At 66.7% G+C, this 16,321-nt stretch carries 17 protein-coding genes; 6 read left to right on the top strand and 11 right to left on the bottom strand.

Going from position 1 to position 16,321, the window contains the following annotated elements:
• Window positions 1–90 precede the first annotated feature (90 nt).
• The gene (locus tag ACZY0X_RS22975) at window positions 91–741 is read left to right on the top strand and encodes a TetR/AcrR family transcriptional regulator (RefSeq protein ID WP_463773699.1); all 651 of its coding nucleotides are present in this window, start codon (window positions 91–93) and stop codon (window positions 739–741) included.
• Between the two features lie 405 nt (window positions 742–1,146).
• Here the strand turns inward: ACZY0X_RS22975 and ACZY0X_RS22970 are convergent, their stop codons facing one another.
• From ACZY0X_RS22970 to ACZY0X_RS22960, 3 genes are read right to left on the bottom strand one after another with little or no spacing between them, the layout of a single operon-like run.
• Entirely contained in the window at window positions 1,147–1,572 is a 426-nt protein-coding gene (locus tag ACZY0X_RS22970; protein WP_463773698.1) for a nuclear transport factor 2-like protein, read from the bottom strand.
• Entirely contained in the window at window positions 1,569–2,510 is a 942-nt protein-coding gene (locus ACZY0X_RS22965) for an SDR family oxidoreductase (RefSeq protein ID WP_463773697.1), read from the bottom strand. Before ACZY0X_RS22965 ends, ACZY0X_RS22970 begins: the two co-directional genes overlap by 4 nt.
• A gap of 28 nt (window positions 2,511–2,538) precedes the next feature.
• Entirely contained in the window at window positions 2,539–3,171 is a 633-nt protein-coding gene (locus ACZY0X_RS22960; RefSeq protein WP_463773695.1) for an NADPH-dependent F420 reductase, read from the bottom strand.
• Between the two features lie 89 nt (window positions 3,172–3,260).
• On the opposite strand from ACZY0X_RS22960, the gene ACZY0X_RS22955 reads away from it, so the two are divergent.
• Entirely contained in the window at window positions 3,261–3,740 is a 480-nt protein-coding gene (locus ACZY0X_RS22955; protein WP_463774095.1) for a MarR family winged helix-turn-helix transcriptional regulator, read from the top strand.
• 134 nt (window positions 3,741–3,874) lie between these two features.
• Here ACZY0X_RS22955 and ACZY0X_RS22950 read toward each other — a convergent pair whose 3' ends face one another.
• From ACZY0X_RS22950 to dapB, 3 genes are read right to left on the bottom strand one after another with little or no spacing between them, the layout of a single operon-like run.
• Window positions 3,875–4,327, bottom strand: coding sequence for a flavodoxin family protein (locus ACZY0X_RS22950; protein ID WP_463773693.1), 453 nt, complete (start codon window positions 4,325–4,327; stop codon window positions 3,875–3,877).
• 12 nt (window positions 4,328–4,339) lie between these two features.
• Window positions 4,340–4,774 (bottom strand): tetratricopeptide repeat protein, encoded by a 435-nt coding sequence (locus ACZY0X_RS22945; RefSeq protein WP_463774094.1) that lies wholly within the window; start codon window positions 4,772–4,774, stop codon window positions 4,340–4,342.
• A gap of 47 nt (window positions 4,775–4,821) precedes the next feature.
• Window positions 4,822–5,559, bottom strand: coding sequence for a 4-hydroxy-tetrahydrodipicolinate reductase (gene dapB / locus ACZY0X_RS22940; RefSeq protein ID WP_463773692.1), 738 nt, complete (start codon window positions 5,557–5,559; stop codon window positions 4,822–4,824).
• A gap of 106 nt (window positions 5,560–5,665) precedes the next feature.
• Here dapB and ACZY0X_RS22935 point away from each other — a divergent pair, with 106 nt between their 5' ends.
• The gene (locus tag ACZY0X_RS22935; protein ID WP_463773690.1) at window positions 5,666–6,568 is read left to right on the top strand and encodes an NAD-dependent epimerase/dehydratase family protein; all 903 of its coding nucleotides are present in this window, start codon (window positions 5,666–5,668) and stop codon (window positions 6,566–6,568) included.
• A 16-nt stretch (window positions 6,569–6,584) separates the two neighbouring features.
• Here ACZY0X_RS22935 and ACZY0X_RS22930 read toward each other — a convergent pair whose 3' ends face one another.
• Complete coding sequence (locus ACZY0X_RS22930; RefSeq protein ID WP_463773689.1) at window positions 6,585–7,457, bottom strand: hypothetical protein; 873 nt, start codon at window positions 7,455–7,457, stop codon at window positions 6,585–6,587.
• A gap of 187 nt (window positions 7,458–7,644) precedes the next feature.
• Here ACZY0X_RS22930 and ACZY0X_RS22925 point away from each other — a divergent pair, with 187 nt between their 5' ends.
• Window positions 7,645–9,309, top strand: coding sequence for a serine hydrolase (locus ACZY0X_RS22925; protein WP_463773687.1), 1,665 nt, complete (start codon window positions 7,645–7,647; stop codon window positions 9,307–9,309).
• A gap of 77 nt (window positions 9,310–9,386) precedes the next feature.
• Here ACZY0X_RS22925 and aldR read toward each other — a convergent pair whose 3' ends face one another.
• Window positions 9,387–9,902, bottom strand: coding sequence for an HTH-type transcriptional regulator AldR (aldR, locus tag ACZY0X_RS22920; RefSeq protein WP_463773686.1), 516 nt, complete (start codon window positions 9,900–9,902; stop codon window positions 9,387–9,389).
• Window positions 9,903–9,997: 95 nt separating this feature from the next.
• Between aldR and ald the strand changes: the two genes are divergently transcribed.
• Window positions 9,998–11,113: an alanine dehydrogenase gene (ald, locus tag ACZY0X_RS22915; RefSeq protein ID WP_463773685.1), complete on the top strand. Its 1,116-nt coding sequence runs from the start codon at window positions 9,998–10,000 to the stop codon at window positions 11,111–11,113.
• 86 nt (window positions 11,114–11,199) lie between these two features.
• On the top strand, window positions 11,200–11,766 hold the full coding sequence (locus ACZY0X_RS22910; protein ID WP_463773683.1) for a DUF4334 domain-containing protein: 567 nt from the start codon (window positions 11,200–11,202) through the stop codon (window positions 11,764–11,766).
• 11 nt (window positions 11,767–11,777) lie between these two features.
• Here the strand turns inward: ACZY0X_RS22910 and bla are convergent, their stop codons facing one another.
• From bla to ACZY0X_RS22895, 3 genes are read right to left on the bottom strand one after another with little or no spacing between them, the layout of a single operon-like run.
• Window positions 11,778–12,692, bottom strand: a complete 915-nt coding sequence (gene bla / locus ACZY0X_RS22905; protein ID WP_463774092.1) for a class A beta-lactamase — start codon at window positions 12,690–12,692, stop codon at window positions 11,778–11,780.
• Window positions 12,689–13,990 (bottom strand): M16 family metallopeptidase, encoded by a 1,302-nt coding sequence (locus ACZY0X_RS22900; protein WP_463773681.1) that lies wholly within the window; start codon window positions 13,988–13,990, stop codon window positions 12,689–12,691. Before ACZY0X_RS22900 ends, bla begins: the two co-directional genes overlap by 4 nt.
• Window positions 13,968–16,256, bottom strand: coding sequence for a polyribonucleotide nucleotidyltransferase (locus ACZY0X_RS22895; protein WP_463773679.1), 2,289 nt, complete (start codon window positions 16,254–16,256; stop codon window positions 13,968–13,970). The genes ACZY0X_RS22900 and ACZY0X_RS22895 overlap by 23 nt, the downstream gene beginning before the upstream one ends.
• Window positions 16,257–16,321 lie beyond the last annotated feature (65 nt).

Genomic DNA, 16,321 nt, shown 5'->3' with positions numbered 1-16,321 from the left:
ACACCGTTCTGCGTACTTAACGTATCGCACGGTTGCGCGGAACTCAAGCTATGCACACCGGTCAGTACCCAACTGGGTTAGGCTGGCGGTATGACGGAGCTAGAGAAAGGGCCGCGAGGCCTGCGCCGCGGCAGGGGCGCACGAGAGCGCATCCTCGGCGCGTCGCAGCAGCTGTTCCGCGATCAAGGCATCAACAACACCGGCATGGACCAGCTCTGCGCGGTGGCGCAGGTGTCCAAGCGCACGTTCTACCAGCACTTCACCGGCAAGGACGAGCTGATCGCCGAACACCTACGCCGATTCGATCCCGACATCCTGCCCGAAGTGTTCGACCGCACCGACCTCACACCTCGCGAACGGCTCCTGGCCGCCTTCGACATCCACGCGCCGCTTTGCCCGTTCATCGCGGCGGCCGTCGAAATCCACGACCCGAGCCACCCCGCACGCGTGCACGCCCGCGACTACAAGACGGCCTTTGCCTCGCGGCTCACCGAAACCGCCCGCGAGGCCGGCGCCGCCAACCCCGAACAACTCGGCGAACAACTGGCGCTGCTCCTGGATGGCGCCTCGGCCCGCAACCGAGTCCTCAACGCCGAAACCTTCGCCACCGCCGCCGCCATCGCAGCCGTCCTCGTCGACAACGCCATCCCCGTCGCAGCGGCACCGTCCGCCACAGGCGCGAGCCTGTCGTCTGGGACGAGGCCGCGCGCCGGATCCGGTGGCGAGCTCAGCCGAAGTTGACGCCGAGCGAGAAGTTGTAGTTAGCCCCGCCATTTCGGCCAACGCCTTCCGATAGCCAGCCGCGGCCCGTGTCTTCGAGATCTGCGAGCCCGCGAAACAATTCGATGGTGATGGGGTGCGAGATGATGACAAGGCTCCTCAAAGTGCGCCCCAGGCTACGTCACCACCCCGATTTCGGGATTACGCGGCGGCTGGTTTGATCCAACGATCAGCTCAGGCTGTCTGCAAAACAGCCGAGCCTAGCGGCGCCATCTGGCTGGCATAAAACAACTTTCGTGGATCGCCGGCACTGCAGAAGTGGGCATCACTCCCCCGGCGCACGACGGGGGTAGGAGGGAAAGATCTCGACGCCGGCGGAATTCGATGAATGCACCGAGTGCCCGGGCGTTACGCACGTCCTCCTTGTCACTCCCCGTTCGTGCGTAATTCCCAGGCCTGCATGCCGATCACGTCCGCAAGATTGCGCTGCAGCGCGACGCCGGCCGGCAGTGTGCGGTAGAAGATGCTCACCTCTGCGATCTTGCCGTCCGCGTCGAGCAGGACGAAGAATATGCCGTTGACTGCGGCGTCTCCGACTTGCAGCCGAAAGTGTGCGGCGTGGTGGGTTTCGCCGCTAAGGACCTCCATATAGGTGTCGTCGGACGACAGTCCGTTGACGGTCTTTATGGTGTCCACGGCTACCTCGCGGCCGGTGACTGGCTCATCGCCGAACGGGCTGAACAGCACCACGTCCTCGGCGAGCAAACGGGTAAGGGTGCCTTTGTCTGCGCCGCCGTTAATGCAGTCGACGAAGGACTCCAAGGTGTCGCGGTGCGGGGCGAAAGTGGTCACGCGCTTACTCCAGAGAAGTAGTGGCCGTTGTCCAAATCGGCGAGCAGTTTGGGTTGAGTTGGTTCCCACCCCAGGCCCTGGCGCGTGATGAGGTTGGACGCCGGGAGGTCCATGGTGACCAGATTCGTGAACATTCCGAAGTATCCCGGCAGCATCAGCACGTCCGCGGGAATGCTGACGGCGGGCAGGCCGAGACGGACGCCGATGGCTTCCGCGATTTCGCGGAACGGGATGCCCCCATCCTGAACCGCGTGCCAATATCTACCGGCCGGCCCCTTCTCCAACGCCAGGCGGAACACGGATGCGACATCGCGGATGTGTACGGCGTTCCACGCATTCATGCCGTCTCCGGGGTAGCCGACGAAGCCCTTCTCCTGCGCGAGCGCGATGAGCCCTGGAAGGAAGCCGGCACTATCGGTCGTGCTGTGCGCGATCAGCGGAAGCCGCACGATCGAAGACCGCACTCCCCGCTCGGCGAGGCCAACTACAGCCCGTTCCACGACGTTACGAACACGCAGCGTGCCCTTGTGCTCCTCCCCGCCGGGAAGGGCCGGGTCTTCTTCGGTGGCCGGTCGGCCCAGGCTTCCAGGCGAGCCGATACTGCCAGCTGCAACCAGCGGCTTTCCGGTCCCTTCCAGTGCCTCGCCGTAGGCAAGCATGATCGGCAGCTCCGCGGCGGCCACGGCGTCCATGCCGCCGGAGGGAAGCAGGTCTTGCCTGTGCGCGACGTGGATGACGCCGTCGGCGTTCGCAGCCGCCTCCTTCAGCCCGTCTAGATCTTCGAGGTCGCCGCGACGCACCGTCGCGCCTTGCGCGGACAGGGCCGCGGCGGCCGACTCCGACCGGGCAAGGCCGGTGACCTCGTGCCCGGTGGCGATGAGCTCGGGGATGATGTACGAACCGGAATGGCCGGTCCCGCCAGTGACGAAAACGCGCATGTGACTGTCCTTTTGAGGGTAGGGGCGCTCAGCTGAGGATGCTGACGCTCAGGGCGAAGTTGGTGTGCTTGACAGAGTGCGCGACGAGGCTGATCTCCAGCAGGGCCACGTTCTCCAGTGCGCGCGCCATCGGCAGGTCACCGACGTCCAGCGGGTGCAGTCCCAGGCTCTCGATGAACGCCGAGACCTGTGACTTCGCCTCCTCGTCGTCGCCGGCAATGAACACGTCCAACGGGCGACCCTCGGCTGAGCCGGCCGCCAGAACATCGGCGAACAGCGTGTTGAACGCCTTCACGACATGCGCGCCGGATGAGGCAGCCTTGGCGATCTCCTGCGCCCCGGAACTGCCGTCGGGGGTGACGAAGCCCTTGGCATCGGGGGCGACAGGGTTGGTGATGTCGACGATCACCTTGCCCTTCAGTGCGTCCCCGTACCTGCTGACCACGACCGCCGCGCTGGCATACGGCACGGCGATGATGACGATGTCCCCCGCCGGGGCATCGCCGGCCGCACCGACAATGGCGCCGTCGAGCGCGGCGGCCAATTCGTTGGCTTTGGCCGGGTCGCGGCCGATGATCTCGACTGTGTTGCCGCCTGCCAGCGCCCGGTCGGCTAAGGCGCTGGCCATGTTGCCCAGGCCGATGATGCTGATGCTGCTCATTTCGTATCCCCTCTTGGAACGGAAAGGTTGACTCCTCAACCATACCCGGAATGGATGAGGAGTCAACCAACCCGGGTAGTATGCGGGTCGTGGAACCGAATTGGCTGAACGCTCGTGAAGACCGCGCCTGGAGCGCCTTCATACACGCGCATGATCAGATCGAGGTCCATCTGAACCGTCGACTACAGGAATCGGGCCTGTCCGGAGCCGACTATTCGGTCCTGGCGGTGCTCTCGGCTCTCGACGGGGACCGCATGCCCGCTCACGCGCTGTGCAACGCACTGGGCTGGGAGAAGAGCCGTCTCTCCCACCAGGTGCGGCGCATGCAGAAGGACGGGCTGATCAGCCGCGAGCCCAACCCCAACGACGCGCGCAGCACGATGGTCTGTCTGCTGCCGGCTGGCCTCGCCGCGATCGAGAAGGCGGCACCGAGGCACGTGGAGGACGTCCGCCGGAACTTCATCGACCTGTTCACCCCGGCTGAGCTCGACATGCTCGCCGCCCTCAACGAACGAGTCCTGCACCACCTGGCCAAAGACGACTCCCCCGCCGACAACGAGCCCGCATAGCCTTCATCAGCCGTGGGCATTTCAGCCCCCCGCCGGGCGAAGCAGCAATCGTGGTCATGTGCTTGGAGATCAGAAGGGGCGATTGACGGCGCGGATGGAACGGCCCCGCGCTCACCTCCACATGGCCGAGCAATTCAATCCATCAACTGGGCGGCGACCGTCGCGCCGAGGTTCCAGCACGCCTCAAGGTCGGCCTTCGAGGGTTTACCCGACACGACGACCGTCTGGGCAGCCTGTTCCCAGCCCAACGCGCCGGTGATGCCCGCCAACGCGCGCTCGGCTCCCTCAGTGCCTTCGTTACCGTGCAGCCATACACCGAAGGGTCTCCCCTGCGTCGAGTCGAGGCAGGGGTAGTAACAGACGTCGAACGCATGCTTGAGTGCGCCGCTCATGTACCCGAGGTTGGCCGGGGAACCAAGCAGGTAGCCGTCTGCCTCCAGCATCTCGACGGGTGACACCGTGAGCGCCGGACGCCGCACGACATCGACACCCTCGATATCGGGGTCGGTGGCACCGGCCAGCACTGCCTCGAACATCTCCTGGCAGTGCGGGGATGGCGTGTGGTGCACGATCAGCAGCGTCTTCACTCGGCGCAGCCTCTACTCTTCGCGCAAGCGCTCATCGCCGCGCTCCATCTCGACCGCCTTCTTCATCGTCTCGCGCGCCCGGCCCCGATCGCCGGCGTAGTCGTAGGCGCGTGCCAGCCGATACCACCGTCGCCAGTTGTCGGGGTCGCTCTCGAGTTCGGCGCGCACCGAGTCGAACAACGCGTCGGCGGCCTGTCGCTCGATCCGCCCCGACGGACGTCGCGGCAGGTCACTGACATCGAGTTCCATTCCCTCATCGCGCATCTCGCGCGCGAGCCGCTGGTGGGTGAACCCTGCGCGCAGGGTCGCAATCATGGCCCACAGCCCGACTATGGGCATGAGGAATATCGCGGCACCGAGACCGATCGCGGCGGGTTCACCCGAGGCGATCAGGAGCACACCCGTGCGTCCGAGGAACACGAAGTAGACGACGAGCGCCAGACACATGAAACCGATCAGGATCTGGATGCGCAGGGCCCGCGCGCCGTCGGAGTTCACGACAGGTCGAGGAGCGGTTCTATGCCGATGGTCAGACCCGGCCGCTTGGCGACGTTGCGCACCGCGAGCAGCACGCCGGGCACGAACGACGTGCGGTCCAGGCTGTCGTGCCGGATCGTCAGCGTCTCGCCCTGGGTACCGAAGATGACCTCCTGATGCGCGACGAGACCGGCCACCCGCACCGAGTGCACCGGAATCCCGTCGACATCCGCGCCGCGAGCGCCCTCGAGCCCCGTGCTGGTGGCATCGGGGTTGGGCGCCATCCCCTTTCGGGCCTCCGCGATGAGCCGCGCGGTCCGGGTCGCGGTACCCGAGGGCGCATCGGCCTTGTGCGGATGATGCAGTTCGATGACCTCGACCGACTCGAAGAAGCGGGCCGCCTGCTTGGCGAACTGCATGGACAGCACCGCGCCGATGGCGAAGTTCGGGGCGATGAGGACCGATGTCCCGGGTTTGGCCGCCAGCCACTGCTCGATCTGGGCGATGCGCTCGTCGGTGAACCCGGTGGTGCCCACAACCGCGTGAATCCCGTTGTCGATGAGGAACTTCAGATTGTCCATGACGACGCTGGGGTGGGTGAAATCCACGACAACGTCCGTCTTGTTCTCGGTGAACCCGCTCAGCGGGTCACCGGCGTCGACACCCACCGAGAACGTCAAGTCCTCTGCGGCCTGCACGCCGTCCACGATCGTGGCCCCGACCTTGCCCTTTGCGCCCAGCACACCCACTCGCATGACTGCGAGCCTAGTCGGCGGCGCGGGCGGAGTTCCCCAGACCTTCCAACCAGCCCGTCGCACCGATTGTCCGCCCAGCTGTGACGATCCGCCCTAGCATCACCGCATGCGTGGCTCCAAGATCCTCATCACAGGCCCCACCGGGCAGGTCGCTGCTCCCCTCGCCATGGCGCTGGCCGCGGACAACGAGGTGTGGGGCATAGCCCGTTTCACCGACTCCGCCGCGCGCGCCGAACTGGAACGGGCCGGAATTCGGTGCGAAACGGTCAATCTGGCCGCGGGCGACTTCTCCGGCATCCCGTCCGACTTCGACTACGTGCTCAACCTCGCCGTGGCCAAGAGCGGCAGGTGGGACAAGGACCTGGCCGCGAATGCGGAGTCGGTGGGGCTGCTCATGGCCCACTGCGCCGACGCGACGGCGTTCCTGCACTGCTCCTCGGCGGCCGTCTACGACCCGCCGGACGACGAGCCGCGAACCGAGAACGCGGCGCTCGGCGACAACCACAAGGCGCTGTTCCCGACGTACTCGATCTCGAAGATCGCGGGTGAGGTGGTGGCGCGGACGATGGCGCGTGCGCTCGGCGTGCCCACGATCATCGCGCGGCTCAATGTCCCGTACGGCGACAACGGCGGGTGGCCGTTCTACCAGATGGAGATGATGCTCGCCGGCGTCCCGATCCCGGTGCCGCCGGGTGGTCCGGCCCGATACAACCCGATCCACCAGGACGACATCATCGCGATGCTGCCGAGGCTGCTCGAGGCCGCGTCGGTGCCCGCGACCACCGTCAACTGGTGCGGTGAGCAGACCGTCAGCCTGCAGGAGTGGTGCGACTACATCGGTTCGCTCGTCGGCCGGGAACCCATCTTCGAAGTCAGTGACCAGGCGCTGCGGGGCGGCCCCACCGACACCACCTTGTTGCGCGACCTCGCCGGGCCGAGCGCCGTCGACTGGCGTGACGGCATCAGGCGGATGGTGACGAAGTTCCACCCCGAACTGGTGGCTGACTGACGCTGCTGCCTCGCGGCTACTGCCCGCCGAGTTCGACGACGGCCGCCTGCGCCTCGCCCAGTTCGGCCGTCGCGGCCTCGACCCGGTCGGCAGTCGTTCGCGCGGCGCGGGTGGCGGCGTCGAGTGCGTGCTCGGCCGCGTTGACCTCGTGCTCGGCTGCGGCCAGCTTCTCCAGCAGTTCCTCGTAGTGGCGGCGGGCCGTGGCGACCTTCCTCTCGCTGTCAGTGACGGTGAGGCGCGAACCTTCTTGGGCCGCCCGGGCCACCTCGATCTCGGCGGCCGCGGCGTCGCGCCGCGCTCTGGCGGCCTCGAGCTCCACCTCGCTGCTCCCGCCGGCGTCGGCTGCCTGCGGACGCGGCTTTCGCGAGGGGGCCGGCGCATTTCGCGGTGATGACGAGACGGACTCGGACGCCCCGAAATCCCCGAATCCCGACCACTGCTCGGCCTTGGCGAGTCGACCCAACCGGCCCGCCACCTCCGCATCGGCGATTGCTGCTTGCAGTGTCGCGGTGACGTCGTCGCGGAGCGCGGCGGAGACGACCGCGATGTCAGCCGACGCGAACGCGCCGTCCACCAGTTCGTGCACGAGTCTCCGGTGCACACTGCTCAGTTCGCGGATCTGCGCGCCGTTCATCTCGGCGTGCGCGGTCCGGAGTGCATCGCCCAGCTCAGCCATCCGGTGTTGCGCGGCGGGGTCGCAACGGATGAAGTGGTTCACCACCCAGGCCGCCACCGTGGGCCGACGCGCTGCGGCGATGACCTTTGCGGCCTCGGAGTCCCCACGCTTGCGCGCCGCTGCGGCCAACTCCTTGCGCAGCGCCGTGAACTCCTCTGGCCGCACGCCGTAGAGGGTGTCGAGGTCTTCGTCGAGATCCTTGTCGACGTTCACCGCACGACTCGCATGGCCGAAGCCTAGTGCTACACAACGCCCGGTCACGGGCATTCTCGCTGGTACTGTCCAACGAAAATAACTCCCTCCCAATCCGCGCTACCCGCGTGCATGCGAGGCCATCACGACCGTCGTCACGCAGAAAGCATTGGGGTGCAGTGATCTTCACTCGTTCTAGGGATGTCTTGTGACCGAGCACGACGACGCGACGTCGGACCCGCAGCGTAAGCGCAGGGGTGTGCACGTCTCGCGACGTCAAGCCCTTACCGTCGCCGGAGGGGCGATCGCAGGCGGTGCCGCGGTAGCGGCGGCGATCCTGCCGACACGCCACAATGGCGAGGCTGCCGCACCGGCGGGATCCACCGGGGCGAGCGCCCCGACGGTGGCGACGACCACCCCGGGTGGCGGTCTACCGCTGCCCGCGACGGTGCCGGCCGATGCGTCGCCGGAGTTCCGGGCGGTGGCCGACGCGGTCATCGAGTCAATGCGCGCCAACCGTATTCCCGGCACCGCCCTGGGCATCCTGTCCGGGGACCGGGAGGAGCACGCGGCCTTCGGTGTCGCCAGCGCGAACACCCTGGCACCGGTCAGCGGCGAGACCCTCTTCCAAATAGGCTCGTTGGCAAAGACATTCACCGCAACCGCGATCTGGCGCCTCGTCGAGCAGGGCGCCATCGACCCGGATGCGACGGTGCGCACCTACATCCCGGAGCTGCGCCTGGCTGACGAGGCCACCGCCGCGGCCGTGACCGTCAACAACCTGCTCGACCACTCGGGCGGTTGGTGGGGCGATGAGGGCACCGACACCGGCGACGACGATGACGCGATCGCCCGGTTCGTGGCCGAACGCCTGCCGCAGTTGCCGCAGATCTTCCCGTTGGGAAAGTTCTTCTCCTACAACAACTCCGGATTCATCGTCCTTGGCCGCGTCATCGAGAAGGTCACTGGAAAGCCCTACCAGACGGCCATGAACGACCTGCTGCTCGGCCCGCTGGGGCTGACCGCCAGCACCTTCGACCGGCCAACGGTGCTGGCGCACCCCTACGCCGATGGGCACTTCGCGGGCGATATCAACGGATCCGACGGTGTGACGGTGCAGACGCCGCTGTGGCTCCCACGCAGCGTCGATCCGGCCGGCGGGCTCTGGTCGAACACCCGCGACGTACTGCGGTACGCCCGGATGCACCTCAGCGACACAGTCGACGGCGAGCCTGAACTCCTGTCCGCCGACACCCAACGGAGCATGCAGGAACCGGTCATGCCAGTCCCGGGGTTGCCGATCAGCATGGGGCGCAACTGGTTCGTGCAGGACATCGACGGCGTCCGCGTCATCATCCACAACGGCGACACACTCGGTCAGCACACCGTGTTCATCGCAATACCCGAGCAGCGTTTCGCTCTGGTCCTACTCACCAACAGCCTGTCCGGTGGAGTACCCGCCGAACTCGCGACCATCGACGCCGCCATGCGCGCCTATCCGGGTCTCGCGCCGCTGGTGGGCAAGGCCGGACTGTCCCGTGCGGCAATGGCTCCGGCCGGCGCGAAGACCATCACCCTGCCTGCGGCCGAACTGGCCGATTACACCGGCCGGTTCGCCGATCCGGGCGTTGTGAGCACTTTTACCGTGGATGACGGAAAGCTCACCCTGCAGTCGGAGTTCAAGAAGGTGCCCAACAGCATGGCGCCCGCCGTGGGTCCGCAGCCGCCAAAGACTCCGATAGCGCTCGAATTCCTCGCGAGGGATGCGGGCACAGTCGGCGGCGGGATCATCCCGTTCGTGCGCAACGACGCCGGGCAGGTCGGCTGGGCGGCCTCGGGGCTGAGGCTGATCCCCCACGTAAAGCCCACCTGAGCAGTCGCTACCGACTCGGGATCGCCCGCGCTATTTAGCCTCGGCGAGAGCCTGATCTTGGTCGCGTCGCACGTCCATCACACCGGTGACGCACCGCGCAGATGCTCGAAGATGAGGGACGTCTGGGTGCCCGCCACGTCGGCGTCGGAGTTGAGGTTCTCCACCACGAACGCGCGCAGATCGTCGGTATCGCTGGCCGCCACGTGGATGAGGAAGTCCTCGGCACCGGCCAGGAAGTAGACGTCCATCACCTGCGGACGCCGCCGCACGTTCTCGATGAAGCTGCGGATCTTGCCGCGCGCGTTGGCCTGCAGGCTGACCGAGATCATCGCCTGCAGCGACAATCCGATCGCGGCGGGGTCGATGTCGGCATAGAAACCGCGAATGACGCCGAGGTCCTGGAGCCTTCGCACCCGCCCGTGACACGTCGAGGCGGCGATACCGACGGCCTCGGCCAGTGCGCTGTTCGACATGCGGGCGTCGAAGTGCAGCGCGGTCAGGATGCGACGGTCGGTGTCATCGAGGTCAGCCGGTCGAACATCCTTCGATGCACGAGACTCGCCGCCGACAGAATCCGATGATCGTTCACTCATCACACAAGTTTATCGAAGTTTCATCATCCCTATTGCTACACGGTCGATGTTTCTTCACAATTTAGGAAGTTCAACGTCAAATCCAAGGAGCGATCATGCGCGTCGGAATCCCGACCGAGATCAAGAACAACGAGTATCGCGTCGCCATCACCCCCGCCGGTGTTGCCGAACTGACCCACCGTGGTCATGAGGTGCTGATCCAGGCCGGCGCGGGCGAGGGTTCGGCGATCTCAGACGCCGACTTCAAGCGAGTCGGTGCGCAGCTGATCAACAGCGCCGACGAGGTGTGGGCCGAGGCGGATCTGCTACTGAAGGTCAAGGAGCCCATCGAGGCCGAGTACAGCCGCCTGCGCGGGGGCCAGACGCTCTTCACGTACCTCCACCTTGCGGCATCGAAGCCGTGCACCGACGCCCTGATCGCGTCCGGCACCACGTCCATCGCCTACGAGACGGTTCAGACCGCCGACGGCGCGCTTCCCCTGCTGGCACCGATGAGCGAGGTCGCGGGTCGGCTCGCGGCGCAGGTCGGCGCCTACCACCTGATGCGCACGCACGGTGGCCGCGGCGTCCTCATGGGCGGCGTTCCCGGAGTCGCGCCCGCCAACGTCGTGGTGATCGGCGGCGGCATGGCCGGCGACAACGCCGCTGCCGTCGCCAAGGGTATGGGTGCCCGCGTCACCGTCTTCGACCTCAACATCAACACGCTGCGCAAGATCGACGCCGAGTACGGCGGCAGCATCGAGACGCGTTACTCGTCGCGCCTCGACTTGGAGGACGCGGTCAAGGACGCCGATCTCGTGATCGGCGCGGTCCTGGTGCCCGGTGCGAAGGCGCCCAAGCTCGTCACCAATTCGACTGTCTCGCACATGAAGCCGGGCGCCGTGCTGGTGGACATCGCCATTGACCAGGGGGGCTGCTTCGAGGACTCCCGTCCGACCACGCACGACGACCCGACGTTCGCCGTGCACGACACCGTGTTCTACTGCGTCGCCAACATGCCGGGTGCAGTGCCGCGGACGTCGACCTATGCGTTGACCAACTCGACGCTGCCATATGTCCTCAAACTCGCCGACAAGGGTTGGAAGGCCGCCTGCGCCGCTGACGCCGCGCTGGCAAGGGGACTCTCGACGCACGAGGGTGCGCTGCTGTCCGAGCAGGTCGCCGCCGACCTCAACATGCCGTTCACCGATCCGGCGAGCCTGCTGGCCTGAGCCTTCTCTCCGCCTCGCCCGGTCGGTGTCCACGTGGCACCGGCCGGGCGATGACCTTTTTGACACCTGTCAAGTACGGTGTGAGCATGACCCTCGCAGACGTGCTGCCCGATGCGCCGACCACCACCGCGGACGCCCTTGACCTCTTCGACGCCTCGCCAGCCGTCAGCACGGAGTTCATGCTCGGCACCTGGCATGGTGACGAAATGCCCACCGATCATCCGTTGGACGGGATGCTTGCCGCCAGCGGCTGGTGGGGCAAGCAGTTTGTCGACGGGGAAAACGTTCACCCGCTGCTGTTTCCGACGAGGGACCGCGGGGCACTGTGGGCAGTCAACCCGGTTCTGGCGTTCAGTGGCCTGGGACTGGCGACCCGAATCCCGGCGGTGAAGAACCAGAACCTCCGAGGTCTGATCAACGCCCTCTCCCCTGCCCTCAGGACGCGTACGGCGAAGGCGCGGCTGCGGACGACGCGCTACCGCGACGTCGACACGGCGACGATGATCTACGACCAGCTGCCGATCAACGACGTCTTCCGCAGGCTCGACGGTGTGGCTGGGTCCGATGCGGTCATCGGCGCGATGGATCTGCGCGGCCTGAGCCGTCCGTACTTCTTCGTGCTGCGGCGCGACGACTCGCTTCGCCTGCGTTAGCCCCGCGAGGTTTAGCCCGCACCTGACTGGATGAGATGAGGCACCAGTAGCGCCGTCAGCTCACCGATCATCGGCCGCAACGTCTCCGCGTCGGGATCATCGGTACGGGTTCGCGTCATGATCGCCACCTGCAAGCGCTGGCCGTCGGGCCCATAGGCGATGCCGACGTCATTGCTGCTGGCGTAGTCACCGCTGCCGGTCTTGTCCGCGGTCGTCCACCCCTGCGGCAGCCCCGCGCGCATGCTCGAGGTCTCGTTGGCGCGCATCCAGGCCTCGAGTTGGTCGCGCTGCGGCAGAGCGAGCACGTCGCCGGTGAGTAGGTTCGCAAATCCGGTACCGAGTCCGCGCGGAGTGCTGGTGTCGCGCAGATCGCCCGGGATCGCGGAGTTCAACTCGATCTCCCAGCGGTCCAGTCGGGCGGCGTCATCGCCGATGGTGCGCGCGAAATCGGTTATGCGCGAAGGGCCGCCGATGATGCGCAACAGCCAGTTACCCGCCGCGTTGTCACTACGCTGCAGCGCCGCCTGACACAGTTGCGCGATCGTCATGTTCGCGCCGACCCGGGTCTGCGTGATCGGCGAGTTCGGCAGGATGTCGGAGTCCTCGATGGTCACCTCGTCGGTGAGGTTCAGTTCACCGTGTTGTGCCTTCTGCAGAACCCGCGCGGCGGCGTAGGCCTTGAACGTCGAGCACATCGCGAAGGGGTCATCGGCGCGGTGCGCCACCGAGCGACCCGAGCCCAGATCGGTGGCGAACACCCCCGCATAGGCGTCGTACTTGTCCTCCAGCGCGCCGATCTGCTCCTCGATTCCAGGGGGCGGCGCAGCGGGCTTAGTCGGCGTCGGCTCCGTCGAGGTCGAGCAGGCGGCGAGCGCGACCAGCGCACCACCGCCGATCAGCAGGCTGCGCCGCGATGCCTGCATCAGCTCGCCAGGGCCCGCAGTTGCTTGGGAAGTGAACGCTTGCCGCGGTGCGGCCCCAACACAGCAGCGCCGTATGGACGGGTAAGCAGTTGGCGGGCAATGAGATTGACGTCGTCCAGCGTGACGGCGTCGATCTGCGCCAGTGACTCAGGGATGCTGCGGTGCTTGCCGTAGTTCAACTCGAGTCGACCCAGTCGATGCATCCGTGAACCCGAGTCCTCCAGGCCGAGCACCAGTCCACCGCGCAGCGCGCCCTTCGCGATCCGGCACTCGTCCTCGGTGATGCCGTCGCGCGCAACCTCTTCGAGCACGTCGGTGGTTACCCGCACCACCTCGTCGAACCGCTCGGGCAGGCAGCCCGCGTAGACCGACAGTGCGCCGGCATCCGAGAACGTGTCGATTGTCGAGTACACCGAGTACGCCAACCCGCGTGTCTCCCGGATCTGTTGGAACAGGCGCGAACTCAGGCCGCCACCGAGGGCTCCGTTGAGCACCGACAGAGCCCAGCGGTGCTGCCAGTGCCTGCCGGGGGTGCGGACCCCGAGGAACATGTGGGTCTGCTCTGTGTCCCTACCGACCATGTGCAGGCTCGGTGTGCCCGGTACTCGACCAACACCCTTACGGGGGGCCACCGGATCCCGACCACCGGCCAGTCGCTCGCCGAAGTGCTTGCGCGCCAACCTGACAACGTGATTGTGGTCGACGTTGCCCGCCACCGCGAGAACCATCCGCTCCGGGGTGTAGCGCCGCACGTGAAACGAGTGCAGCTGCGCCCGGGACATGTCGGAGACCGACTCGATACTGCCGATCACGGGCCGGCCCACGGGATGCTCGCCGAACATCGCCGACAGGAAGACGTCCCCCAGGGTGTCCTCGGGGTCGTCGTCGCGCATGGCGATCTCCTCGAGCACGACGTCACGCTCGACCTCGACGTCGTCGGCCGCACAACGACCACGCAACACGACGTCGGCGACGAGGTCGACCGCGAGTTCGATGTCGGTGTCGAGCACGTGCGCGTAATAGCAGGTGTGCTCGCGCGCGGTGAACGCGTTCAGCTCGCCGCCGACGGCGTCGACCGACTGCGCTATGTCGACGGCCGAACGTGTCGGCGTCGACTTGAACAGCAGGTGTTCGAGAAAGTGGGCGGCGCCGGCCACGCTTGGTCCCTCATCGCGTGACCCGACGCCCACCCACAGCCCGACAGATGCCGAGTGCACCGACGGGAGGAATTCGGTGACGACGCGCAACCCTCCGGGGAGGGTTGTGCGTCGTACCGAATCAGTTGGTTGCGTTCGCGGCATCTGCGGGCGCTGCAGCCGAATCCGAGGATTCAACCTCGCCTGCACCATCCGTGGGGGCGGCGGCAGCATCGTCTTCAGCGACCAGGATCAGCGAGATCTTGCCGCGGTTGTCGATGTCGGCGATCTCCACGCGGAGCTTGTCAGCGACCTTCACCACGTCCTCGACCTTGTTGATGCGCTTGCCGCGGCCGAGCTTGGAGATGTGCACCAGCCCGTCGCGACCCGGCAGCAGCGAGACGAACGCACCGAAATCGGTGGTCTTGACCACGGTTCCGAGGAAACGCTCACCGATCTTGGGCAGCTGCGGGTTGGCGATGGCGTTGATCAGATCGATCGCGGCCTGCGCCGACTCGCCGTTGGACGCGCCGACGAACACCGTGCCGTCGTCCTCGATGGAGATCGAGGCGCCGGTCTGCTCGGTGATCGAGTTGATCATCTTGCCCTTGGGCCCGATGACCTCACCGATCTTGTCGATCGGCACCTTGATCGTGGTGATCCGCGGTGCGAACGGGCTCATCTCGTCGGGCTCGTCGATGGCCTCGGCCATGACCTCGAGAATCGTGATGCGGGCGTCCTTGGCCTGAGCCAGCGCGGCGGCCAGCACGTGCGACGGGATGCCGTCGAGCTTGGTGTCGAGCTGCAGCGCGGTGACGAACTCCTTGGTGCCTGCGCACTTGAAGTCCATATCGCCGAACGCGTCCTCGGCTCCGAGGATGTCGGTCAGGGTGACGAAGCGCCGCTCGGTGCCGCCGCCCTCAAGCTCGACGTCATCGGACACCAGGCCCATCGCGATACCCGCGACGGGTGCCTTCAGCGGCACACCGGCGTTCAGCAGCGACAGCGTGGACGCGCAGACCGAGCCCATCGAGGTCGAGCCGTTGGAGCTGAGCGCCTCCGAGACCTGACGGATGGCGTACGGGAACTCCTCGATGCTCGGCAGCACCGGCATGAGCGCACGCTCGGCGAGCGCGCCGTGGCCGATCTCGCGCCGCTTGGGCGAGCCGACGCGGCCCGTCTCACCGGTCGAGTACGGCGGGAAGTTGTAGTGATGCATGTAGCGCTTGGACGTCTCTGGTCCCAGAGAGTCGATCTGCTGGGCCATCTTGACCATGTCCAGCGTGGTGACACCCATGATCTGGGTCTCGCCGCGCTCGAACAGCGCACTGCCGTGTGTCCGCGGAATCACGGCGACCTCGGCCGACAGCGCACGGATGTCGGTCACGCCACGGCCGTCGATGCGGAAGTGGTCGGTCAGGATGCGCTGGCGAACCAGCTTCTTGGTCAGCGAGCGGTAGGCCGCGCCGATCTCCTTCTCACGCCCGGCGTAGGTCTCGCCCAGGCGCTCGAGCACCTCGACCTTGATCTCGTCGGTGCGGGCGTCGCGGTCAGCCTTACCAGCGATCGCCAGTGCCTTGGACAGCTCGTCGGTGGCCACCGAGGACACCGCGTAGAACACGTCGTCCTGGTACTCGGGGAAGACCGGGTAGTCGGCGGTCGGCTTGGCGACGGCGTCGGCCAGCTCCTGCTGGGCTGCGCACAGCGCGGCGATGAAAGGCTTGGCAGCCTCGAGGCCCTCGGCCACGACACTCTCGGTGGGCGCACCGGCACCGCCCGCGATGAGGTCGATGACGTTATCGGTGGCCTCGGCCTCGACCATCATGATCGCGACGTCGTCGGCGGTCTTGCGGCCGGCGACGACCATGTCGAACACCGCACCCTCAAGCTGCTCGACGGTCGGGAACGCGACCCACTGGCCGTCGATCAGGGCGACGCGCACGCCGCCAACGGGGCCGGAGAAGGGAATCCCCGAGATCTGGGTCGACGCGGACGCGGCGTTGATCGCCAGCACGTCGTACAGGTCCTTGGGGTCCAGGCTCAGGATGGTGACGACGACCTGGATCTCGTTGCGCAGCCCGGAGATGAAGGTGGGGCGCAGCGGCCTGTCGATCAGGCGGCAGGTGAGGATGGCGTCGGTGGAGGGGCGGCCCTCACGACGGAAGAACGAGCCGGGGATGCGGCCCGCGGCGTACATGCGCTCTTCGACGTCGATCGTCAGCGGGAAGAAGTCGAAGTGCTCCTTCGGCTGCTTGCTGGCCGTCGTCGCCGACAGCAGCATGGTCTCGTCGTCCAGGTAGGCGACGACGGCGCCGGCGGCCTGCTTGGCGAGGCGACCGGTTTCAAAGCGAATGGTGCGGGTGCCGAAGCTCCCGTTGTCGATGACGGCGGTGCTTTCGAAGACGCCGTCTTCGATTTCAGTTGCAGACATACGTGTGTCAGACCTCTTTGATTCTCGTGTTCATCTGTTTCGCGTCATCACGTACGAGAACCCGG

This window comes from Mycobacterium sp. IDUB_39, from assembly GCF_055419205.1.
The sequence above is the reverse complement of the archived record's forward strand: the minus strand, read 5'-3'. Positions and strand labels throughout refer to the sequence as shown.

What these genes read in the sequence shown, in the direction of transcription:
- aldR (WP_463773686.1), bottom strand. Translation starts at nt 9,902, where the DNA reads ATGAGTGAACGATCATCGGATTCTGTCGGCGGCGAGTCTCGTGCATCG.
- ACZY0X_RS22975 (WP_463773699.1), top strand. Translation starts at nt 91, where the DNA reads ATGACGGAGCTAGAGAAAGGGCCGCGAGGCCTGCGCCGCGGCAGGGGC.
- dapB (WP_463773692.1), bottom strand. Translation starts at nt 5,559, where the DNA reads ATGCGAGTGGGTGTGCTGGGCGCAAAGGGCAAGGTCGGGGCCACGATC.
- ACZY0X_RS22960 (WP_463773695.1), bottom strand. Translation starts at nt 3,171, where the DNA reads ATGAGCAGCATCAGCATCATCGGCCTGGGCAACATGGCCAGCGCCTTA.
- ACZY0X_RS22935 (WP_463773690.1), top strand. Translation starts at nt 5,666, where the DNA reads ATGCGTGGCTCCAAGATCCTCATCACAGGCCCCACCGGGCAGGTCGCT.
- ACZY0X_RS22900 (WP_463773681.1), bottom strand. Translation starts at nt 13,990, where the DNA reads ATGCCGCGAACGCAACCAACTGATTCGGTACGACGCACAACCCTCCCC.
- ACZY0X_RS22945 (WP_463774094.1), bottom strand. Translation starts at nt 4,774, where the DNA reads ATGTGTCTGGCGCTCGTCGTCTACTTCGTGTTCCTCGGACGCACGGGT.
- ACZY0X_RS22895 (WP_463773679.1), bottom strand. Translation starts at nt 16,256, where the DNA reads ATGTCTGCAACTGAAATCGAAGACGGCGTCTTCGAAAGCACCGCCGTC.
- ACZY0X_RS22910 (WP_463773683.1), top strand. Translation starts at nt 11,200, where the DNA reads ATGACCCTCGCAGACGTGCTGCCCGATGCGCCGACCACCACCGCGGAC.
- ald (WP_463773685.1), top strand. Translation starts at nt 9,998, where the DNA reads ATGCGCGTCGGAATCCCGACCGAGATCAAGAACAACGAGTATCGCGTC.
- ACZY0X_RS22965 (WP_463773697.1), bottom strand. Translation starts at nt 2,510, where the DNA reads ATGCGCGTTTTCGTCACTGGCGGGACCGGCCATTCCGGTTCGTACATC.